Source organism: Photobacterium piscicola (assembly GCF_046058925.1).
Taxonomy (GTDB): Bacteria; Pseudomonadota; Gammaproteobacteria; order Enterobacterales; family Vibrionaceae; genus Photobacterium; species Photobacterium piscicola.
On the sequence record NZ_CP175535.1, the window covers coordinates 1,174,936 to 1,195,518 of the forward strand.

At 35.8% G+C, this 20,583-nt stretch carries 14 protein-coding genes and 3 pseudogenes; 3 read left to right on the plus strand and 14 right to left on the minus strand.

All coding sequences use genetic code 11. The features are described from left to right. Window positions 1-1,019: 1,019 nt before the first annotated feature. From ACJZU6_RS19940 to ACJZU6_RS19975, 8 genes are all read right to left on the minus strand, one after another. Window positions 1,020-1,262, minus strand: a complete 243-nt coding sequence (locus tag ACJZU6_RS19940; RefSeq protein WP_080156089.1) for a hypothetical protein — start codon at window positions 1,260-1,262, stop codon at window positions 1,020-1,022. Window positions 1,263-1,391: 129 nt separating this feature from the next. Then, on the minus strand, window positions 1,392-2,627 hold the full coding sequence (locus tag ACJZU6_RS19945) for a RidA family protein (RefSeq protein WP_408901202.1): 1,236 nt from the start codon (window positions 2,625-2,627) through the stop codon (window positions 1,392-1,394). Between the two features lie 112 nt (window positions 2,628-2,739). Beyond that, entirely contained in the window at window positions 2,740-4,446 is a 1,707-nt protein-coding gene (gene ureC, locus ACJZU6_RS19950) for an urease subunit alpha (RefSeq protein ID WP_080156091.1), read from the minus strand. Further along, complete coding sequence (gene ureB / locus ACJZU6_RS19955) at window positions 4,439-4,765, minus strand: urease subunit beta (protein WP_080156092.1); 327 nt, start codon at window positions 4,763-4,765, stop codon at window positions 4,439-4,441. The genes ureC and ureB overlap by 8 nt, the downstream gene beginning before the upstream one ends. 9 nt (window positions 4,766-4,774) lie before the next feature. Beyond that, on the minus strand, window positions 4,775-5,077 hold the full coding sequence (gene ureA, locus ACJZU6_RS19960; protein ID WP_080156093.1) for an urease subunit gamma: 303 nt from the start codon (window positions 5,075-5,077) through the stop codon (window positions 4,775-4,777). Window positions 5,078-5,724: 647 nt separating this feature from the next. Beyond that, window positions 5,725-6,390, minus strand: coding sequence for a YoaK family protein (locus ACJZU6_RS19965; RefSeq protein WP_408901203.1), 666 nt, complete (start codon window positions 6,388-6,390; stop codon window positions 5,725-5,727). Between the two features lie 194 nt (window positions 6,391-6,584). Further along, window positions 6,585-7,691: a polysaccharide deacetylase family protein gene (locus tag ACJZU6_RS19970; RefSeq protein WP_408901204.1), complete on the minus strand. Its 1,107-nt coding sequence runs from the start codon at window positions 7,689-7,691 to the stop codon at window positions 6,585-6,587. 444 nt (window positions 7,692-8,135) lie between these two features. Next, entirely contained in the window at window positions 8,136-8,615 is a 480-nt protein-coding gene (locus ACJZU6_RS19975; protein WP_408901205.1) for a hypothetical protein, read from the minus strand. A gap of 120 nt (window positions 8,616-8,735) precedes the next feature. Between ACJZU6_RS19975 and ACJZU6_RS19980 the strand changes: the two genes are divergently transcribed. Together ACJZU6_RS19980 and ACJZU6_RS19985 are read left to right on the plus strand one after the other, a co-directional pair. Beyond that, window positions 8,736-8,918: a hypothetical protein gene (locus ACJZU6_RS19980; protein WP_408901040.1), complete on the plus strand. Its 183-nt coding sequence runs from the start codon at window positions 8,736-8,738 to the stop codon at window positions 8,916-8,918. A gap of 15 nt (window positions 8,919-8,933) precedes the next feature. Next, a pseudogene (locus tag ACJZU6_RS19985) lies at window positions 8,934-9,761 on the plus strand (IS110 family transposase); the annotation flags it as partial. Window positions 9,762-10,239: 478 nt separating this feature from the next. Here ACJZU6_RS19985 and murP read toward each other — a convergent pair. From murP to murQ, 4 genes and pseudogenes are all read right to left on the minus strand, one after another. Beyond that, window positions 10,240-11,076 (minus strand): annotated as a pseudogene (murP, locus tag ACJZU6_RS19990) (PTS N-acetylmuramic acid transporter subunit IIBC); the annotation flags it as partial. A gap of 225 nt (window positions 11,077-11,301) precedes the next feature. Next, a complete protein-coding gene (locus ACJZU6_RS19995; protein WP_408900906.1) occupies window positions 11,302-12,318 on the minus strand; it encodes an IS110 family transposase in 1,017 nt (338 codons plus the stop codon). 67 nt (window positions 12,319-12,385) lie between these two features. After that, window positions 12,386-13,006, minus strand: a pseudogene (locus tag ACJZU6_RS20000) (PTS transporter subunit EIIB); the annotation flags it as partial. Between the two features lie 31 nt (window positions 13,007-13,037). Then, window positions 13,038-13,943, minus strand: coding sequence for an N-acetylmuramic acid 6-phosphate etherase (gene murQ / locus ACJZU6_RS20005; RefSeq protein ID WP_408901206.1), 906 nt, complete (start codon window positions 13,941-13,943; stop codon window positions 13,038-13,040). Window positions 13,944-14,194: 251 nt separating this feature from the next. On the opposite strand from murQ, the gene ACJZU6_RS20010 reads away from it, so the two are divergent. After that, a complete protein-coding gene (locus tag ACJZU6_RS20010) occupies window positions 14,195-15,046 on the plus strand; it encodes an SIS domain-containing protein (protein ID WP_408901207.1) in 852 nt (283 codons plus the stop codon). 1,769 nt (window positions 15,047-16,815) lie between these two features. Here ACJZU6_RS20010 and ACJZU6_RS20015 read toward each other — a convergent pair. Both ACJZU6_RS20015 and ACJZU6_RS20020 read right to left on the minus strand, forming a co-directional pair. Continuing rightward, window positions 16,816-17,139 (minus strand): DDE-type integrase/transposase/recombinase, encoded by a 324-nt coding sequence (locus ACJZU6_RS20015; protein WP_408901208.1) that lies wholly within the window; start codon window positions 17,137-17,139, stop codon window positions 16,816-16,818. A gap of 473 nt (window positions 17,140-17,612) precedes the next feature. Continuing rightward, a complete protein-coding gene (locus ACJZU6_RS20020; RefSeq protein WP_408901209.1) occupies window positions 17,613-20,576 on the minus strand; it encodes a transglutaminase-like domain-containing protein in 2,964 nt (987 codons plus the stop codon). Window positions 20,577-20,583 lie beyond the last annotated feature (7 nt).

A 20,583-nucleotide genomic window follows, 5' to 3' on the forward strand; every position in this document is an offset into this window, starting at 1 on the left:
TTCTCCTATCTAACCATATAATCATTGTATTCTATCTACTTTTTGATTTTTAGTATGAACTTTAACCATAAATATGGTTTTTCGCTATTTTGATTTTATCTTTTAATATTTATTTTTTTGTGAATTATTTAGATATTTGCGTGTGTTTTTTTACTTATCATTACCTTATAAGTATTTTTTGAATTAATATCTAACTTAATATAAATTATTAATAATTTGTCTTCATTTTCTAATTTGCAATAGATAGATAATTAGAATTACAATAAAAAAACAATATCTTTATGTCAAATCAATAAGAAATATTAACTATGTATTTTAAAGTCACAAATTTAAATAACACCTCAGATATTGAACTTAAATTTAGTATTTTAAATAACTCTAATCTCATTGGGTTATCTGCATCTGAACGTTATAATTGTATTCGGTTAGTTCTTGCCATTTTAGACTCATCAATACAAACAATTACAGATATTTCATTTGATAAAGTATCCATTTTTATTAATAAAGACGAAATAATACATATCATAACTTATACTCAATTAACCAATAAACTTTGCTATTCTAGTAAACAATATAATGATAACAATCACCCTGCTATTTTAAATTTTATTGAATAAAAAGCAGTATGCCGATAACTATTTCATGAATAATTATCGGCATACTATTTTTTATTATTTAATACTATCAGTGATTTTCTATTTTCTCAGGATAATAATACTCACCTTTATCATCATAAGCTTGACATTCAGAACAAATAGACACAGTTCTAAAAGATACAGAACTACACTCAAGACATTGAATTGTTTGATTTTTACAATTCCAATATACGTCTTCATCGGCAGTCGTTGTACCAAACTGTTCAATTGACGCTAATATGTAATGATCTGTTATTTTTAGACACTCATTACATTTTATTTGATGCTTATTTTTATCACAGCTTATAACATTCGTATCATATATTATATTCATGTTTATATACTCTAGATACTTTTGTTTCTTTATTACTTACACAGACAAATCTATTTTACATTTTCTTGTTTATCTAACCATCTTAAAATGGTTGAATGTGCAATTTGTATGTTCGCATTTGTCATTAGCCATCGCTGAAGTTCAGCAACACTCGCCCCGGCTTGATAAAGCTCTAACAATTCAAATTTAAACTTATCAAGTCTAGATACTCTATTAATCGATTTCCGATTACGAATTGCTTTCGTTTGCGCTTTCAGTGCTAATAACTCTGATGCTACATTAAAATCAGACATTAACTCTCCACTTATAATAACTGAATGGTTAAAAAAATAATACGTAGTCCACTATATCGCCTCAAGAAAAGCATAATTTCTTTAACATGAGGCGAATTTTTAATATTTTAGTTTATATAATGCTCTATATTATTGCGGTGGTGTACTTTCACAATTCGAAACAATCACATCTATTTGAATTAGAGCATCCATTGGAATCGCTGATACCCCTATCACCGTTCTGGCAGGAAGCGCTTCTTTGAAAAATGATGCATAGATTTCATCAACAAGCTCAATATCCAGCATATTTTTAAGCTGAATATTAACTTTCACAATATCATCCATAACATGATCAACACTTTCAATAATTGCTTTAATATTATTGAGGCATTGCTTTGTTTGCGCTTGTATATAGCCATTAACAACCGTCAATGTTTCAGGATCTAATGGCAATTGGCCTGAAATATGGTTGTAATGAGAAAATGCAACTGTATGCGAATAAGGCACAGTTGGGGCATTTACACTATTACTCGCCTCGATAACAAGTAGACGGCTATCTTCAGGTAGTTGTGGCGGCGTACCATCACCATGCGATACAACAGTATCAATCTGTAATAGTGCGCCTGCTGGTAAATCCTCAACGACGATAAAAGTTCTGGCTGGAATATAATCACCAAAAAACGTATTACAAACATCATTGATAACATTAATATCGTTAATATTCTTAATATATATTGTTGTTTTCACCACATCATCAAGAACATGATCAATACTGCTTAATATCGTATTAATATTATATAAACATTGCTTTACTTGCATTTTAATATCACCAATAATAATTTCATTCGTTTTAAAATCTATCGGTAATTGAGCTGACAAGTTATTATAATGAGAAAATGCAACTGTTTGCGTTGCCATCTTATCATTTGGTGCTTTATCCGTATTTCTAGAGACTTTAATTAATGCACAAGGTTGCTGTGGGGCCGTTCCCTCACCATTTGAAATTAACGCATCCATCTGTATTAATGCATCATTGTCAGGTAAAGATGCGACGACAGCAACAGTACGCGTCGGTAAAATATCATTGAAAAACGTTTTGTATACTTCATCTACTATCTTAATATTTGAAATATCTTTAACAAAAACATGAAGTTTAACCACATCATCCATAGTGTGATCAATCTGTTCAACAATAGCTTTAATGTTATTTAAGCACTGTGTTGTTTGTTCTTTTATACCGCCAATAACCATTTTCCCCGTATTAGGATCTAACGGTAATTGAGCCGATATATTATTGTAATGAGAAAATGCAACACTTTGAGTTGAGGCTGAATTTTTTGGTGCATTTTTCGTGTTTCGTGAATTTTTTATAATATTATTTGCCATATTATATTTATCCTAAAATAGTTTATGTATTATTATTTGTTTTTAATTATTTTATAAGGTAAATAAGAAAAGCAGAGTATATAAAGTAACTTTTTCCATTACTCACTTTCATCTAAAATAACATATAGTTTTGAGCTAGTGGTAATTCATGCATTGGTTCACATTCTAAAAGCTCACCATTTGCCCACACACTAAACGTTTTAGGATCTACTTTAATTTCAGGCGTACAATTATTATGGATCATATCTTGTTTAGAGATATTACGAGTATTCTTAATACCACTGATAATTTTCTGTAACTGCAACTTTTCAGGAAGCCCCGCATCAATCGCTGCTTGAGACATAAACGTAATCGACGTCTTCATTTTTGCTTTCCCATAAGCGGCATACATTGGGCGATAATGAACGGGTTGTGGTGTAGGTAACGCACCATTTGGGTCCCCCATTTCGGCCATTACAACCATGCCACCTTTAATAATCAATGACGGTTTTATTCCAAAAAAGCCAGGGTCCCAAAGCACAAGATCAGCAAGTTTTCCACATTCGACCGAACCCACATCATGAGATAAACCATGAGTAATAGCAGGGTTAATCGTATACTTTGCAATATAACGTTTGATCCTATTATTATCTGATTTACAAGAATCACCATCTAATGCACCGCGTTGAATTTTCATTTTATGCGCTGATTGCCAAGTCCGGCTAATAACTTCTGCAATTCGGCCCATAGCTTGAGAATCAGAGGTCATTAATGGAATCGCCCCCATATCATGCAAAATATCTTCAGCCATCATAGTACCCTTTCTGATTCGCGATAATGCAAAATCTAAATCTTCAGGTATTTTGGGGTCTAAATGATGACAAACCATGATTAAATCTAAGTGTTCATCAACGGTATTGATCGTATAAGGCATTGTAGGTGTAGATGATGACGGAATGATATTATTCACGCCACACGCTTTTAAAATATCAGGCGCATGACCACCACCAGCACCTTCAGCATGATAGGCATGTATAATGCGATCTTCTAGAACATCTACTGTATCTTCAAAAAAGCCACTTTCATTTAAGCTATCAGTATGTATCGCAATTTGAATATCATATTCTTCAGCCAGTTTTAAACTTGTATCAATTGTTGCAGGTGTACAGCCCCAATCTTCATGTATTTTCAAACCAACAGCGCCGGCTAAAATATGCTCTTTTAATGCTTCAGGCTCACTACTATTCCCTTTACCTAATAAACCCACATTAATTGGAAGCTCATCAATAGCTTCAAGCATGCGATGCATGTTCCACACACCGGGTGTCATGTTCGTTGCAAGACTACCGGCAACAGGACCTGTACCGCCACCAATTAATGTTGTTAAACCACTGGATAACGCTTCTTCTACCTGCTGTGGACAAATAAAGTGAACATGCGTATCAACACCACCGGCAGTAATTATTTGCCCTTCACCTGCAATAACCTCAGTGTTCGGACCAATCACAATATCAATATTCTTTTGAATATCTGGGTTACCTGACTTTCCAATCCCAACAATACGACCGTCTTTAATACCAATATCAGCTTTAACAATTCCCCAATGATCAATAATAACCACATTGATAATGACAACATCAACACAATGCTCACTAGTAAGTTGACTCTGCCCCATGCCATCACGAATAACCTTACCACCACCAAACTTCATTTCTTCGCCATATTGCGTGAAGTCTTGCTCTATTTTCGCCCATAACTCAGTATCAGCTAATCGAATGCTGTCACCAACGGTTGGACCAAACATTGAAATATAATCATTTTTTTGAATAATATTAGTCATTTTTTTGTCCTGCTTTTTGTACAAACTTCCCTTGAAAACCTGCGATGTTTTTGGCTCCAGAAAATTCGACTAACTCTACATCCATTTTCTGCCCTGCTAATACTCGAATAGACATTCCGGCTGCAATATTAAGGTGGTAGCCTTTTGTAATTTCACGATTGAATTTCAGTGCATAATTTGTTTCATAGAAATGATAATGTGAACCAATCTGAACAGTTCTATCACCACAATTTTCAATAGAAATAGTTATTGTATTTCTATTTTCATTAATACAAATTTCTTTTATTTGTTCATTACAAACAATTTCACCAGCAATCATTGCTATCTCTTATTTAATTGGATTATGTATAGAAATTAATTTCGTGCCATCAGTACAAGTACATTCAACTTGAACATTTACAATAAGATTCTTAATTCCAGGACGAATATCATCTGCACTTAATAGCGTTGTACCATAATCCATTAATTCAGCTACAGTTTTACCTTCCCTTGCTCCTTCCACTATCATTCCTGAAATATAAGCAACGGCTTCCGGATAATTTAATTTCAGATTATTCTCTTTACGCATCTTAGCTAACAAGAATGCTGTAAATAACATGAGTTTATCTTTTTCTCTTGGGGTTAACTTCATTGATTTATAGTCTCAATATTTTAATTAATAATGAAAATTATTTTATTTTTATAAAATTCAAATCAAGCGCTAATATTAATCTTGTTTAATATAACGTAATACAATCATTGCTTAAATATTTTATATAACGTGTCAGAACGTCAAATAACAAGAACAGAATTCTATGCCCTCAAAACTTACAAGCGTATTAATTCAACACTTATAATAAGGACATAATTAATCACGCATATTTTTACATCTACAGATATATTAACTAGTTATAAGCTCAACTAGATTAAATAATTAGAGGGTTTTTGATTATACCTAATATTAGGCTTAATTGTCCTTTCGCAAATAAATTACATCTTTATTTAATATCTAGCAAGCAATATATATACACGAATAATTCCGTATTTTACATTATGAGCGCAAAGCTAAAAAATGCGCTTTAATAATCAGAAAAATATTATAATTGGATCATTTTTATTCTTTTATATAAGCAAAAAAAAATTAATAATTAAATTATTCGAAAAATATTAGCCGTGAGAATAATAAGGAGCGTTAACAAACAAAAAAATTATTTTAACTTTAAAAACATACAGTTACAAAAACAAAAAAATGTTAACTATAATATAATTAAACACATAAGCATTAATGCGCATAAAAACCTAATCTTCATTGGTTAACTCTTTTAACCAAAAAAGTAGTCCTGCAATACACAAACATAATATGGTTGGTACGACTAATGCGTAGCTTAGTGAAAACGCCATCAATTGACTACCAACAATCGCACCAATGAAAATGGACAACCATAAGCAAAACTGTTTTATAAAGACGTTTTTGTCACCTTGTCCCAATAGTAACATTGCTAATTCTCGCCCAGTGTTAGCGAGAAAGGCCGTTGCAAAGGTTAATGGCATCGCTTTGCTGATCGTGATCCTGAGTGCGATATTTTGTAACCCCATCGCAAAAGCCAGCACAAAGTTAGTAGCCATCGGTATGGTAATTTTTTCAATAAAAATAGCGCTGCATAACAATATAGAAACAGCACTCATCACCAACCAACGATAGTTTTTTTTCTGCAGTACCGCAATCATTTCACCAACAGTGATCCCTGTAACAAACAGCAAAATTACACCTATATAAGCCATTGATTGACCATATTGATGGTTAGAAAGCAGCATCGCTACATGCGTTGTATTACCACTCATAAAAGAGACAAATAAACCATTTTTAAGGTGAATAAAACCAATAGCATCAACAATACCCGCTAAAAACAACAACAAAAAAGGCATCGCCGCAAGAATTGCAGACTTAATTACTGATATATTCAATGGCTTATAAGGTTTATGGTGATAACAATAAACTAAGTATTACATTAATTTTAGATATTTGACATACAGCTAAGTAGTAACATGTAGAGAGGATAAATATTAGGCTAGGAGTTGCCACTATTTTAATCGAAAGCATAAAAAAATGGTGAGTACCAACATGTACACACCATAAGATCATAAAATAAAAAGTGGTCTTATTTACTCAAAAACATTTCAATTTGGTCATGAGTAAGATCAATACCCATCTTATAATAATCACTGATCTGACTTGCCGTTACAAAATAAGTGTTTGGATATGTTGATTTAACTTCATCAATAAATGCATTTAAGCCAGCAACTTCAGCAGGAATTGATAATGACTGACGATGCAAATAGATGCCAAAAGGTGGTCGTGACGCGTCATTATAATGATTTAAGAAGTTTTCCATCCAAATATTTTTCGCTTCATCTGTAGAACAACTTTGATTACAAGCACCAAATACAGTATCCATAACATTTACAATTTTACCGTTAATGTATTTGTAGCCCATAAATAATTGATTACTTTTAGGCTGTGTCGCTACGGTATATTTAGGATAACCACCATCTTCCCAATTAAACTGCTCTTTTTGAGTAAAATCACAATGTACGTTATCCCAGCCACCCGCTGTTGATGTACAGTGGCGAACCCCCATTCTTGGTAACGTTTTCTCTGGCGGCGCTGACAGTGAAGAATCATAGTTAATATTTAGTTGATTCATTATTCCTTGTAAATGGCTTAATGAAACATTCTTATTTTCGCGATCCCAACCACTGCTGTTTGTATCTAAAAATGGCGCTCTAAAGCCTTTGATTTTATCGCTAGGAACCCCTGATGCCACCAAGAAGTTATAATTATTTTTTAGCTCATTTTCAATTTGAACTTGTGTTAACGGCTCACCTTGATTTCCTGAAGCAATAGCTGGATGAGAGTAAGTATGTAAAGCAAACTCATGTCCTTTTTTGTATAGATTATTGATAGATTTAGGATTACTCACGCATTGAGGATTACCCGTTGTCAACCCATCATCATTAACACAAACGATATCAAGCATGGATTCATCATATATCCACCCGCCAGCTTGCTGTACAACATTGACATAAAATGTTACTGGAATAGAACTATTCAATTGAGCAACACTTTTTTCCATCTCCTGATTCACACCGTCATCAATACTAATAACAACAAATTGTGGCTTACTCGTATCAACTGATGCAAAAGTAGAGAATGAAACTGATGTTAATAAAAGATATGCTAAGCGTTTGTTTTTCAAGTGGAACATAATGACCTTAAAAATATAAATAAAATTCGTGGGCATCATATATTAGTATGCATCACGTTCAATATTATATATGTAATAGATTATGTCGATTAAGATTTATATGTAACATTTGGCATATTAATGGTGTTAAGTGTATGATTATGATAATTATGTTATTTATTAACAGGTGTAACTGCTTTCATATCTAATACTGACGAAGATACGAAAACTGGACAGCCACTGCGAAAACTGGACAGCCACTGCGAAAACTGGACAGCCATAACTTTTAAATAGTTAAATCACTATAAATACAAGTAATCACAAGATAAGAATATTAGATAAAGCTTTAAAAATGGAAATATCTACTACACGACAATAAAAAGTACACTATTTCCTGTATAGCAAGATCGCCAAAACCCACAATAAACAATTATTGCGGCAATAAGCTTCTACAATACGATAAATTTAGTTAGGGTGTAATCGTTGACTCGCTCTTTTACCTTTACACCAACGGCCACCAAAATGTTGTTGGAATGCACACATTCTCGACCATTTACCGCTAACATTAGTATAATGCGCCATAAAGTCATCGCTATTATCTAACCACGCTTCCTCACTGACACCAATTTGTTGTAATAATTTAGGTTGAGTGACAGGAATAGAGCCTTTTTTATCCTCACGAATACTGCGTCCGGTCCAATCAATCAGCTCTAAATAATCAGCAAAATCAAATTGTATCCCTACCTGCTTAGCCTGATGTTCAGCCCCAACAAAAGGCAATAATCCAATTTTAGAACGCTTAACTGATGATGAATTTGAAGCTATTTTTTTTATTATAGCAGTTTGATTATACTCCACGATTCGCTGTTGAATTGAAGTAAAATCAGAATCTTGCAACGTTGTTGTTAATCCTGCACGGATGGGATTTAAATCAACATACATCATGCAAGAGAGCAATGCTTGTTCGTCTAACAACGCTTGAGATTTAAATCAATGGTATGGACTCCCCACCTTACTGACATTGTCAGCTACAGTTATAGCGTCAACCAAAAAGGAGCCCATACCATGAATAAGCCTAGCACTATTTGTATTGATCTCGCTAAAAACGTTTTTCAAGTTGCATTGTTTAATCAACATGGAAAATTAAAGTCTAATCAAAAAATGTCTCAAGCTAAAATGGTCACATTTATAGCCCAATATCCCGCATCTATGATTTATATGGAGGCGTGTGGTTCTGCTCATTATTGAGGGCGATATTTTCAAAATAATAAGCATCATGTTCATCTTCTCCCACCTCAAATTGTCAGGATGTATCGAGCGGGTAATAAAAATGATGCAAATGATGCTCTTGCTATTTATGAAGCAGCCCAACGTCCAGACATACACTTTGTTTCAGTCAAAACAACTGAGCAACAAGATATAGCAAGTGTGTTGCATCTCAGAGAAAGTTATATAAAACAAAGAACAGCGATATCAAATCGGATTAGAGGCTTTGCCTTGGAATATGGAATAAAATTCCCGCAAAGCACCACTAAATTACGTGCTTTACTTCCTCTTGAATTGGAAGATCCTAATAATGGATTAACGTCTTCTGCCCGTTTTGTTTTACATCAGCTTCTTAATCAGCTTATTGAACTTGATAAGCCTATTCAGGAGGTTACTGATTATTTAATCGCTTACGCTAAACAAATACCAGCCTGTCAGTTACTAATGACATTAAGAGGCGTTGGCTGGATAGTTGCCAGCGCACTTTATGCTCGAATGGGCGATGCTTCAGCATATAAATGCGGACGCGATGCAAGTGCCAGTATAGGTTTAGTCCCCGCTCATTCAGGTAGTGGTGGTCATAATAAGCTATTAGGTATAAGTAAAAAGGGAGATCGAACATTACGTGCAGTCGTTGTACATGGGGCAAGATCTGTCGTTAGTAATATCAAAGATAAATCAGATCAACTTAGTTGCTGGCTTCGAGCCTTACTTGAAAGAAATCATTTTAATAAAGTTGTTATAGCATTAGCCAATAAGACCGTCAGGATGGCTTGTGCCATGCTGAAATCAAACCAACCTTACCAAGAAAAGCTGCCTGCTTAGTAGTGCTTAGATAAGGTTGCGATGTAACATGAAGTGCAATATCTCACCAATGTAGTTGCAAGAAACCGTGGATAACGTGTAATCAAAGCAGGCAAGGAAAAATCTGAGAGGGACGACGGTGTTGATACACCTTTAACTCGTATAGAATCCTTGCAACGTGAATGAAGCCATACAGGTTCGGGGTAGCTCCCCATAAAGAAACCGAATATACGTGCACTTGCCAACACGCTTTCTCAAACTCTTGCATTACACGGGGAGTCCATATACGTCCCTCGCCTTTCGAGATGACGTAAATTAAGCAGAGAGATTGCCATGCTCACCCCCGTCATTCACTGTAAACACAGCCTAAAACGCAGTAAGAACCAGTAAAAAAGCCTGACTCCGATTGAATATCGAAATCAGGCCTGACTAACCCGCTGAACCGAAATGTCCAAGAATTAGGAAATGCTTATTAAATCGGCTTCTTAATCATGTGGTCTTAACTTAAATCAACATTTTTGGTACCGAAGAACCATGTCATTGCAAATCCAACAAGATATGAAATTAGCAAACCGATGGTAAATATTGCCATACCCGCAAAAATACCTGAGCTTGATGTCATTAATGGCAAGGCAACAATACCTGATGGGCCAAATACCGTATTTAAACCAATTGGTAACCCCATGTAAGAGACTAATCCAATAAAGAAACCACCAGCAGAACCACCAACACAAGCAGTAACAAAAGGTTTAACACGCGGTAGTGTAACGCCGTAAATAAGTGGTTCGCCAATACCTAAGAAACCCGGAATAATTGCGCCTTTGACTTGCGTTCGTAGCAAAGAATCTTTTTTAGCTTTAGCATATAACGCTAATGCTGCGCCAACTTGTCCTGCCCCTGCCATCGCTAAAATGGGAAAAAGTGAATTAAAGCCCTGAGCATCCATCAAAGCAAAATAAACAGGTACAAAACCTTGGTGAATACCAAACATTACTGAGATTAAGAATAATCCCGCTAAGATCGCACTGCCGAATGGATTACCATTAAGGTTGATGAATAACCATGACATACCTTTAAATAACTCACCGCCAATCGGCATGATTATCACAAAGGTTACCGCTCCCATAATCAACAAGGTGATCATCGAGGTTAGAATCATGTCTAGATTATCGGGAATAAATTGACGGACTTTTTTCTCAACACCTGCACCAATAATGGCAGCTATTAACACCCCAATAATATTACCTCGAGGATCAATACCGTTACCAAAAAAATCCGTCATTCCTGAGTAAATACCAGAGGTTGCATCTGGGTTATAACCTAATACAAAAAATGTATGGTCCGCCTCGTTATTGCAAGTGCAAATTTCGATAACGAGGTTGGTTTGCGCTAATGTATTCGGAGTTTAATTGAAGTTAACTTACTTAAACTTCATCTCCACGATAAGCTCCGCGCCAGATAATCCTTAAAAAGCCGAAAGTGTATAATCACTGTTTTTTGTATCAGGTCCTTTATCTGGTGGTTTAACCGTTCTGTTATCTCTCTACACATGCAAATCTGATTAATTTAGTTTTCTAAATGGCAATCCAGTTACCATTACTGACCAAGCGATCCTTGCCAACTTATTAGCTAACGCCACAACTACAACATTAAATGGTTTTCGTTTTAATAATTCTGTTATCCAATCCCCAAAAATAGCTTCAGCTATTTTTGGCCTTGATATCAAAGCTCGTGCTCCATGAATAAATAATGTCCTTAATGACTTATTCCCTCGTTTACTGATACCCAGCAGTGTGGATTTCCCTCCTGTTGAATATTGACGAGGAACTAAGCCTACCCATGCTGCTAAATGTCGTCCATTTTTAAAATCTTTTGGTGATGGTACTTCTGATAAACATGCGCTCGCAATCATCGGTCCAATACCTGGGATAGTTTGTAATAATTCACCCATTTCTGATTCTTTCAAAACTGCTTTTATCTTTTTATCTTGCTCAGCAATCTTTTGATGTAAATATTGATAATGCTCATAAAGAACAGCTAATTCTTGAAGCAAAAGTGGTGGTAAGGTGTGATTTTTATCGGCAAGCCATTGAAATAATTTTCCCATGGCAGCGTGTCCACGAGGAAAATTGATACCAAATTCAAGTAGTAGTGCACCAATGCGACACATCGTTGCTGTTTGTTCTTTAATAAACCCAGAACGGATACGTTGTACTGCAGATAAAATTTGGGATTCTTCAGTTTTGACACTAACAAAACGCATTGAAGGTCTAGCAGAAGCTTCAGCGATAGCATCAGCATCAATGTAGTCATTTTTGTTAGTTTTTACATAGGGTTTAACGTATTGAGGAGGGATTAGTTTGGTGTTATGTCCAAAAGATTGGCACTTTCTTGCTAGCCAGTGAGATCCAGCACAAGATTCCATCGCAACAGTAGTTTTATCAAGTTGAAGCAATATTTTTAATAGTTGAGCACGGTTACATTTTTTGCGATATACCTCACGGCCCGCATAATCGTGCCCAATTAGATGAAATGAAGTTTTGCCTAAATCAATACCAAGTACTTTAATTAACATGATGGTTCGCCTCTCTAGATACTCACAACTAAAGCCTAGCGGCTTTAGAGTGAGGCGGACCATCTAATTAAGACGCTAATATGGCACCATTAACGCCTGAACCGCCAAACGCTTGCTGAGCATTATAACCAATAAGGATACTTAAAAAGCTAAACAGCCCTTTACTGAAGACCTTCATATACGCTATTAAATCAAGTAAATGAGTATTAGGTGTTGCATGACCAAGCACAAAAAGTTGTTCTAATAATGTCGCGATACCGAGTAGCAAACCCGCGGCAATAAAACCTGGAATTAAAGGCGTAAAAATAGTCGCAAACTTACTTAGAAAACGCTGCGCTGCACTGGTTTGTTTTTTCTTTAATTGTTGCTTATGCGCAGAAGCAACATCTTTAAGATCACTTTGCTGGTTTGATATATCCCCTGACTCTACCGGTTCTTTCTCAAGCATGCGATTCATCATTTCAGCCGCCGTTTGTGCTTTACCCGGCCCTAAAACAATTTGAAATTGATCATCACTTTCAACTAATCCCATGACGCCAGCAATGCGCTTAATTGAATCTCGATCAGCTAAGTTATCATCTTGTAATGTAAGACGTAATCGCGTCATACAGTTACCACATTTGATAACATTTCCCTTACCACCAATTGCCGAGAGTATTTCTTGTATCATTGAAACGGTTATTTGGGCCATCTTATGCTCCTTAATAAAACCTATTGTTTAATCATTCTTGGTCTAAAAGTGCATGACGAATAAAGCCATTATGTTTACTCAGTTTTGCTGCTGCTAACTCTGCATCAATATCAAGTAAAATCATTAAGATGGCGGTTTTACAGTGATTATTACATTGGGCTAATGCAGCCGCTGCCTGTGATTCTAAGCATCCCGTCGCTTCAACCACAATATTATGCTGACGCTGAATAAGCTTGGCATTGGTTGCTTCAACATCAACCATTAGGTTTCCAAATACTTTTCCGGTACGAATCATTGCGCCAGTGGTTAACATATTCAGCACTAGCTTCTGCGCGGTACCCGCTTTCATTCTTGAAGAACCCGTTACGACTTCAGGTCCAACAATAGGCGTTATATTAATGTCTGCAATCTGCGTCATTGGACTATTGGCATTACAACTTAATGTCGCAACCGTTGCGCCAACGCTTTTTGCATAGTTCATCGCCCCTAATACATAAGGCGTACGCCCACTTGCAGCAATCCCCACAAGTACATCTTTGTTATTAAAACCAATTTGTTGCAAATCCGCAGCACCAAGTTCAAGATTATCTTCTGCGTTTTCGACCGCTTTTAAAATAGCTTGATGTCCCCCCGCGATTAGTCCAACCACTACGTCAGGGTTTGAGCCATATGTGGGAGGACATTCACTGGCATCTAAAATACCTAATCGACCTGACGTTCCAGCGCCTACGTAAATCAAGCGACCGCCAGATTGGAAAGCATTTGCAATAAGATCAACAACCTTCGCTATTTCAGGAATAATAGCTTCTACCGCTAAAGCCACTTTCTGATCTTCCTGGTTAATCACTTTCAACATATCAATTGTTGGAAGCATATCGATATTCTCACTCACTGCATTTCGGCTTTCAGTCACTAAGGTTGTTAGGTCGATCTTCATAATCTGCTCTCTTGCTTAAATATTAGGTTTGAGAGAAATCATATAGAATAAAAAATTCAATTAAGTGACAATAATCACAACTAAAATTATTCATTTTATGCCAAAATTAGAGAATAAATAGGGTTAGTAATATCTAGACACAGATCGAAAAACAAAACTTACCCCTTTATTTTTAATAAGATAACAAAAAATTACCAAAAGAATAATATTTATCCAATGTTGAATAATTAATTCAAAAAAATGAGGGGATTATGAGTATTTTAGAGAAGATGCAAAACCAGAGAAGTGGTTTATCGAGCAATGGTGTGAAAATATTAGACTTTATTCTTGAAGATCCAGCATCATTAAGCGCTTATGTTAGCCAAGATTTAGCCGCCAAAGTTGGCGTTTCTCAATCAGGTATCATCAAATTTGCCCAACGGCTTGGATTTAAAGGTTTTACGGCTCTTAAACTTGCCATTATTGAAGATCTTGCTCAACAAAAGGCCATTCTAGAGCCCAAAAGACCCATTCATAACAAAATTCATAGCGATGACTCTTCATTAACCATTGCCCAAAAGTTAATTCAAGAGAAAACCCACGCTATGATTGCAACAACCAATGCTATTGATTTTTCTGAATTTGAGGCTATTGTTAAGCAGATCAATCAAGCGCACCGTATTCAAATTGTCGGCATCGGTGGTTCCGCATTAACAGCGAAAGATCTTACTTTTAAACTGTTAAAAATCGGGATTACAGCACTCAACGAACAAGATACGCATGTCCAAGTTGCCACAGCAAATACACTCACTAAAGACGATATACTCATCGCGATTTCATTTTCAGGCACACGTCGAGAAATACTTGTTGCGGCTCAATCTGCCTATGATAAAGGCGCAACAATTATTGCGTTAACCAATATTAAAAAAAGCCCCTTACGAAAATTAGCTCACTATACGATTGATACCATTGCTGATGAAAAACAGTTTCGCAGTTCTTCTATTTCTTCTCGAACGGCACAAAATGTTATTACAGACCTACTTTTTATGACGTTATTACAACTGAAAAGTGATAAAGCAAAACTATTACTCAACGAGATATCCTCCGCAGTAGAGAGGATCTGATTTGTTGTTTATGTATAGCGTAAGTATAAAGGACATAGTATTTTTAATAAAACACTTAGTTTAAACATTTATATTAATATACAACGAGCTAAGCAAACTGCTGGAGATAGCAAAAAGTAAACTTCATTAGCGTATGAAGATTATAATGATGGAAAAATAAAAAAGTAAAAACCACCATAGAAAAAAATAAATGCTATAAAAGTAACCAAACCGGCAAAAAAATTTAGCTTATTATCATAATAACTAATCCAACCACCGGAAAAGAATATATTTTTTGTAGCTAACGCGTACACCACATTTAACAGCGAAATAAAAAAAGCAATAAAAAACAATATTTCCATTACACACCTCGTTTTCATAAATATAACTAAGTAGATAAAGGTATTTCGAACTAACTGGTTAGGTGAAATAAGTCATTAACTATATCTATCACCTCGAAAACCGATAATAGATAGATAAAAATCACCGCCAAGAAAATCGCACACTTATCTGATGAATTTAAGTTCCACTGCGCAATACACTTTATAATACCGAAACCAACTAACGCATATGACAATATTAGTAATGCACTTGCCAAGTAAACTAGAAAGATCGAATCTCTAATCACGCATTTCCTCATCTCTATATTAGTGGAATTCTTTCATCGCACGCTAGGTCACTGATTTAGACAGCGACTTCCTGTCAGTGATATTACCTCAAGCGCTCGGGATACAACTAAGCCTGTCATAATTCCTATACGCTAATGCAGGAAATGGTATCATCTAATTATTTACGAGTAATATTTCTTAATACCATGCCAAAAACATAGGACAGCCATATCTTTATTTTGTAAATTACGCTGTGAATAAATACCTTATAGTCCTCGCGAGATAATTCACTATAGGACATAACAATAACCAAGCTGGAAAAAATTTAACTTATTACCATAATAGTTAATCCAACCACCGGAAAAGAATATATTTTTTGTAACTAACGCGTACATTACATTTAATAAAAAAATAACAAAAGTAATAAAAAACACGATTCCCATTACACACCTCATTTTCATAAATATATAACTAAGTAGATAAAGACATCTCGTACTAACTGGTTAGGTGAAATAACTTATTAGCTATACCGATCAACCCTAAATAACCTTCCTTCATTATTTCATATCTTGTAACTACAACATTTAATATTTCATGTAGAGTTACATTTCCCTATCTACAGAATATTACCTTAATCAAGCATATTAATTATTCACAACATCTATATTTACCTACCAACGCAGCACTAACATTGAATGATAAAAATATAAATTACTTTATAATGTGTAAGCGCACCACAAACCCAAAGTCATTTGAGCAAACCAAAAAGCTAAAAACTCGCAAACAACAAGCAAATATTTTTTAAGCATTGCTGAATTATGGTTTGAGCGTAAAAAGGAGAACATCACGCCCGAATACGCTTATCGTGAATAGCGAACATTAGAAAAAGACGGTAAAAATTCAACCATTAAAAGAATATGCCAGAGTGTTAATCAGATAATGGATTTCGCGGTTTAATACATACCAACTCACTTGCAAAGATCATTAAAGTATTTCGAAAAATACCGTATTACACATGCAAACAATGCGGCCCTGAAGTGATCAAGTAAAACTGTACACCTTTATAGGTATTTACATTAAGCGGCTGCTTCCATAATTACTGGCGATAAGTAGTTGTTATAACTATGGCCCCGCTTGGTGTTGTAATGCTGCAATATATATTTGAGCGTATCCTTTCTGCTTCTACAAAATTGTTATAGCACTATTTGAACTATCTGAGCATGCCCAACCCACAATTCTTCGAGCAAATGGGTCCATAACAGAGGCTAAATATAACCATTTATTACCAGCCCAAACGTATGTCACATCGCCGCACCAAACTTGATTTGATGCTTTAATATTAAATTTTCGATTTAATAAATTCGGAGCTATTTTAGAGACATCTTCTGATATTTTATATTTATGTTTATTCGGCTGTTTACTTATAATACCGAGCTCTTGAATGCATTTTTGTTCTGGCGTCATAGCTTTTGAGGTTGGTGTTATTCCACCATGTTCCAGCTTCAATTGAGAGACTCAGCGACTCATTGCCGTGTATCCAACAGCATTACATGCTTCTTGTATTGTGTAGCCTTTATTTAGGACCAAATTAGCAGCATCGTGCGTGAATTCGACTGAATAGGTTGTTCGAGATTTTTGATCGCACGAAACAATGTACAGTCGATGATTCGGAGTATACAAAATTGAATAGCCTGTATAAATCTAATAGATACTTAATGTTACAAACCCGATTAGGAATCCAAATGAAACACCCCATACATCTGCGTTTGTTTCCAATTTTATAAACTTATCCCATATGTACTTATTCTCAATAATCACCAATAGAGCAATGATTGGAACCAAACACATAAAAAGCACGGTTTTATCTAGTAAAAAATTAAATTTACCAAGCAATAGGCTGTGAAAATCATCGCACTGCCGGGCAAGCCAATAACCAGCTACTGACCCTGCAATACTGGGAATTATACATCTCTTTGGTATCAAGCCAATAATCCCTCTTTGTTCTCTTTATAATTTCTATTAGTCAAATATGACTCGATAATCAAGCTAATCAGTATTGACTGCAATATTGCCAAAGTCACAAGTAGTAAACTGAGCATTATAACTGGGCCACCAACAACTAATCCAACACCAAGTGTAGAGACCAAGTAACTAGAAAGTGCATAAGAGCCAATAAAAGCAGCGGTATTTATAACTATCTGGCCGACTTTTTGACTAGTTGTTAGATCTGGATTTAGTATAGTGTCAATGATTGATATTGTTAAGCTTGCATTTCCAAACATCTTCGCCAAACGAGAATATAACGGAGAATTGCCTGGATTAAACCAATGATCTTTAAACTTCGATTGACCATCAAAGAAGCCTCCTATAGACGCGAAAATTGTGGACAACGCTCCGCCATTTGCTCCTCCTGAAATTTTATAAGCACCCGATCCCGTTTCAGGATCTATTTTGACGTACCCGTACCCACTCCAACCATTAACAGTGATAGGACTCTCATGAATTGTGACAGTATTTCCAACCTGAACCGCTTGATAAATTTCTTGTCGCACATCATTATGCAATGACAAATTTTCTACCAATGAGATATTGGCTTTGTCAAAGGTATATAGTTTTTGACCTTGCGAATTGGCTAATCCAATCAACTTAACTGCGCTGACACCACCATTGTTATCAGAAAAGAGCTTTTCAGGAATCGAATGTTCTAGATATGAGGCTGCTGCTCCTGAATTTCTGTTAAACGTCATCCACCTATCCCTACAATTGGATTTCGCTTCAGCATTGTCCGATAGACGATCTACATCCATGACAACGCCAGAGAACTCAATCTTACTCGGTAAACCAAATAAATAACTTACTGAAATAGAATTACTAAAAGTACCGAAGCTCGGCTGGCGATAGTGGACAACGCCGCTCTCGAGTGCGGCTAACTTACTCATCATATTGGATTCAACCATAAATGACTGAATGCCTGTTTGTAGTACCGCACCGATAGTGTTGTGGTTCGATACTTTTTCTGTAGCTCCCTGATCAAGATAAGACTTTGCCTCCGATGCTACATTGGCAATATCCTCGATTACTCTTTTGCTTACGCCATGACTATCAATACCAATAGCATGATATTCACCCGTGATGACGGGACTTTCTTCTAATTCCCAACCAAACCTAGGAGTCCAAAAACCTTTTCTTGAACTTAGCTCTTTGCCTAAAGGTATCGAGCCTCCCTCTAGGATAACGCTCTCGTCTATGGATATTCTAGCTTTTAAATTGATGAGCCCATACGGCAAGCTACTAGGCACACTCGAAGATGTGTAATCACTTGGTAGATAGTCGATTAAGGCATCGATATCTTGTTGAGTACTAGGCGCAAAGCTCATAGCAAGTCTGCTACTTAAAATCTCGGGTAGGGATACTACAAAGCTCAAAATCGTATTTGAGAACACACCAGAACCGTCATTGAGTTCATATTTAAACTTATGCCTCAAGTTATCCGGTAAAAATTTCAGTGACTGACTAGCCCTCACTTTCAAATAAGGCAACCTTGGGATTCTATCGCCTACAAGCTGAACAATATTTTTAGTACCAATTACCTCTCCCAATGTCACTGATTGGCTATTTATATATGATTCAGATTGAGATTGCATTTCTTGCAGCTGCAATATTAGGTTTTCTTGGTTCAGCCCTTTAACCCAACCATTCACTTCATCTACAACCAAACCCTCCACTATCTTTGATACAAACTTTTCACTATCAAAAGTCATAATACTGTTGATGTCTAAAGGAGTTGTATAGTCATACTGTTTAAAGCTTGGATCGGCAGCTACCCACTCTCCATTTTGATAAAATTCAACCCACACGTGCTCGATGTTGAATGAAACAGTGTCGCCGTTCGAGCTTTTTACAATGATATTTGGTACACCACCTTGGCCAAGTAGATTCTGCGCAGCTTCTACTTCATTCACTCCTCCAACCCAATTCATAACGTTGCTTGGGTTGACATCTACTGAACCATAAACGTACCTTGAAGGCACACCAGAAGCGCGGAGAAGTGCAATCATTAAGCTTGCTTGGTCAAACGCATTCCCTCGCTCCGTTTGTACGGTATAGTCAGCGCCTTGAATCGAACCAAATGCTGGTACGTATTCAATGTTGTTGTAAACGTATTGGAAAATCTTCTGAGGGTTTCTTTCTAGCGTCTCAGCCAACTCTGTAAGTTCAAGTGTTTGAGCTGTATCTATATTAAACTGAAGATAATCATCTACCGAGATATTTCTAACAAAACTTGCACGAGCTATTGCCGGTGAAATTTCAATGTCTAAACGTGTTAAAAGTGAGCTCATATCCTGAGAAGGGGTATAAGCTACGTTCGGTAGAGAACCAAATGGCATATTTTCGCTATCATACTTATGATGTTCTGGACCGATCTTAAATTGAGTCAACAACTGATAGAGGGCTTCCACAGACTCGATGTTCGTATCTTCACCTTTCAGTTGTTCATTCAAATTTCGGTCTATCATTGGCCAGTACTTATCGAATGAGGCTATTAATTGGCTCTGCATTTCCTTTACAGTTTCGCTCTCAACACTATCTAATACATCCCAGTAGCTTTCTAATTCCTTTCTTGTTCCTTTTGCATATTTTTGCAACTTAGAATCTAAAATAGAAAGATTATCCTCATAGCGCTCTAATACTTTGACCTTTTGCGGTTCATCCTTCGAATAAAAAAGAACTTCCCTTGTGAGACGCTCAAGATTAACAAGTCCATCCATTAATTTTTCTGAACTTGTTTTCGGGACTTGTTTACTCTCTAACACATAATGCAATGCCAGCGCAGATGGAGAATAAAAAACAAACATAAAACAAGCTAGCAGACTATAAATGATAGACGATAATAACTTTTTATTTTTTCGTATATCATCAAGTTGAATATATTTAGCTGTCACTATGATT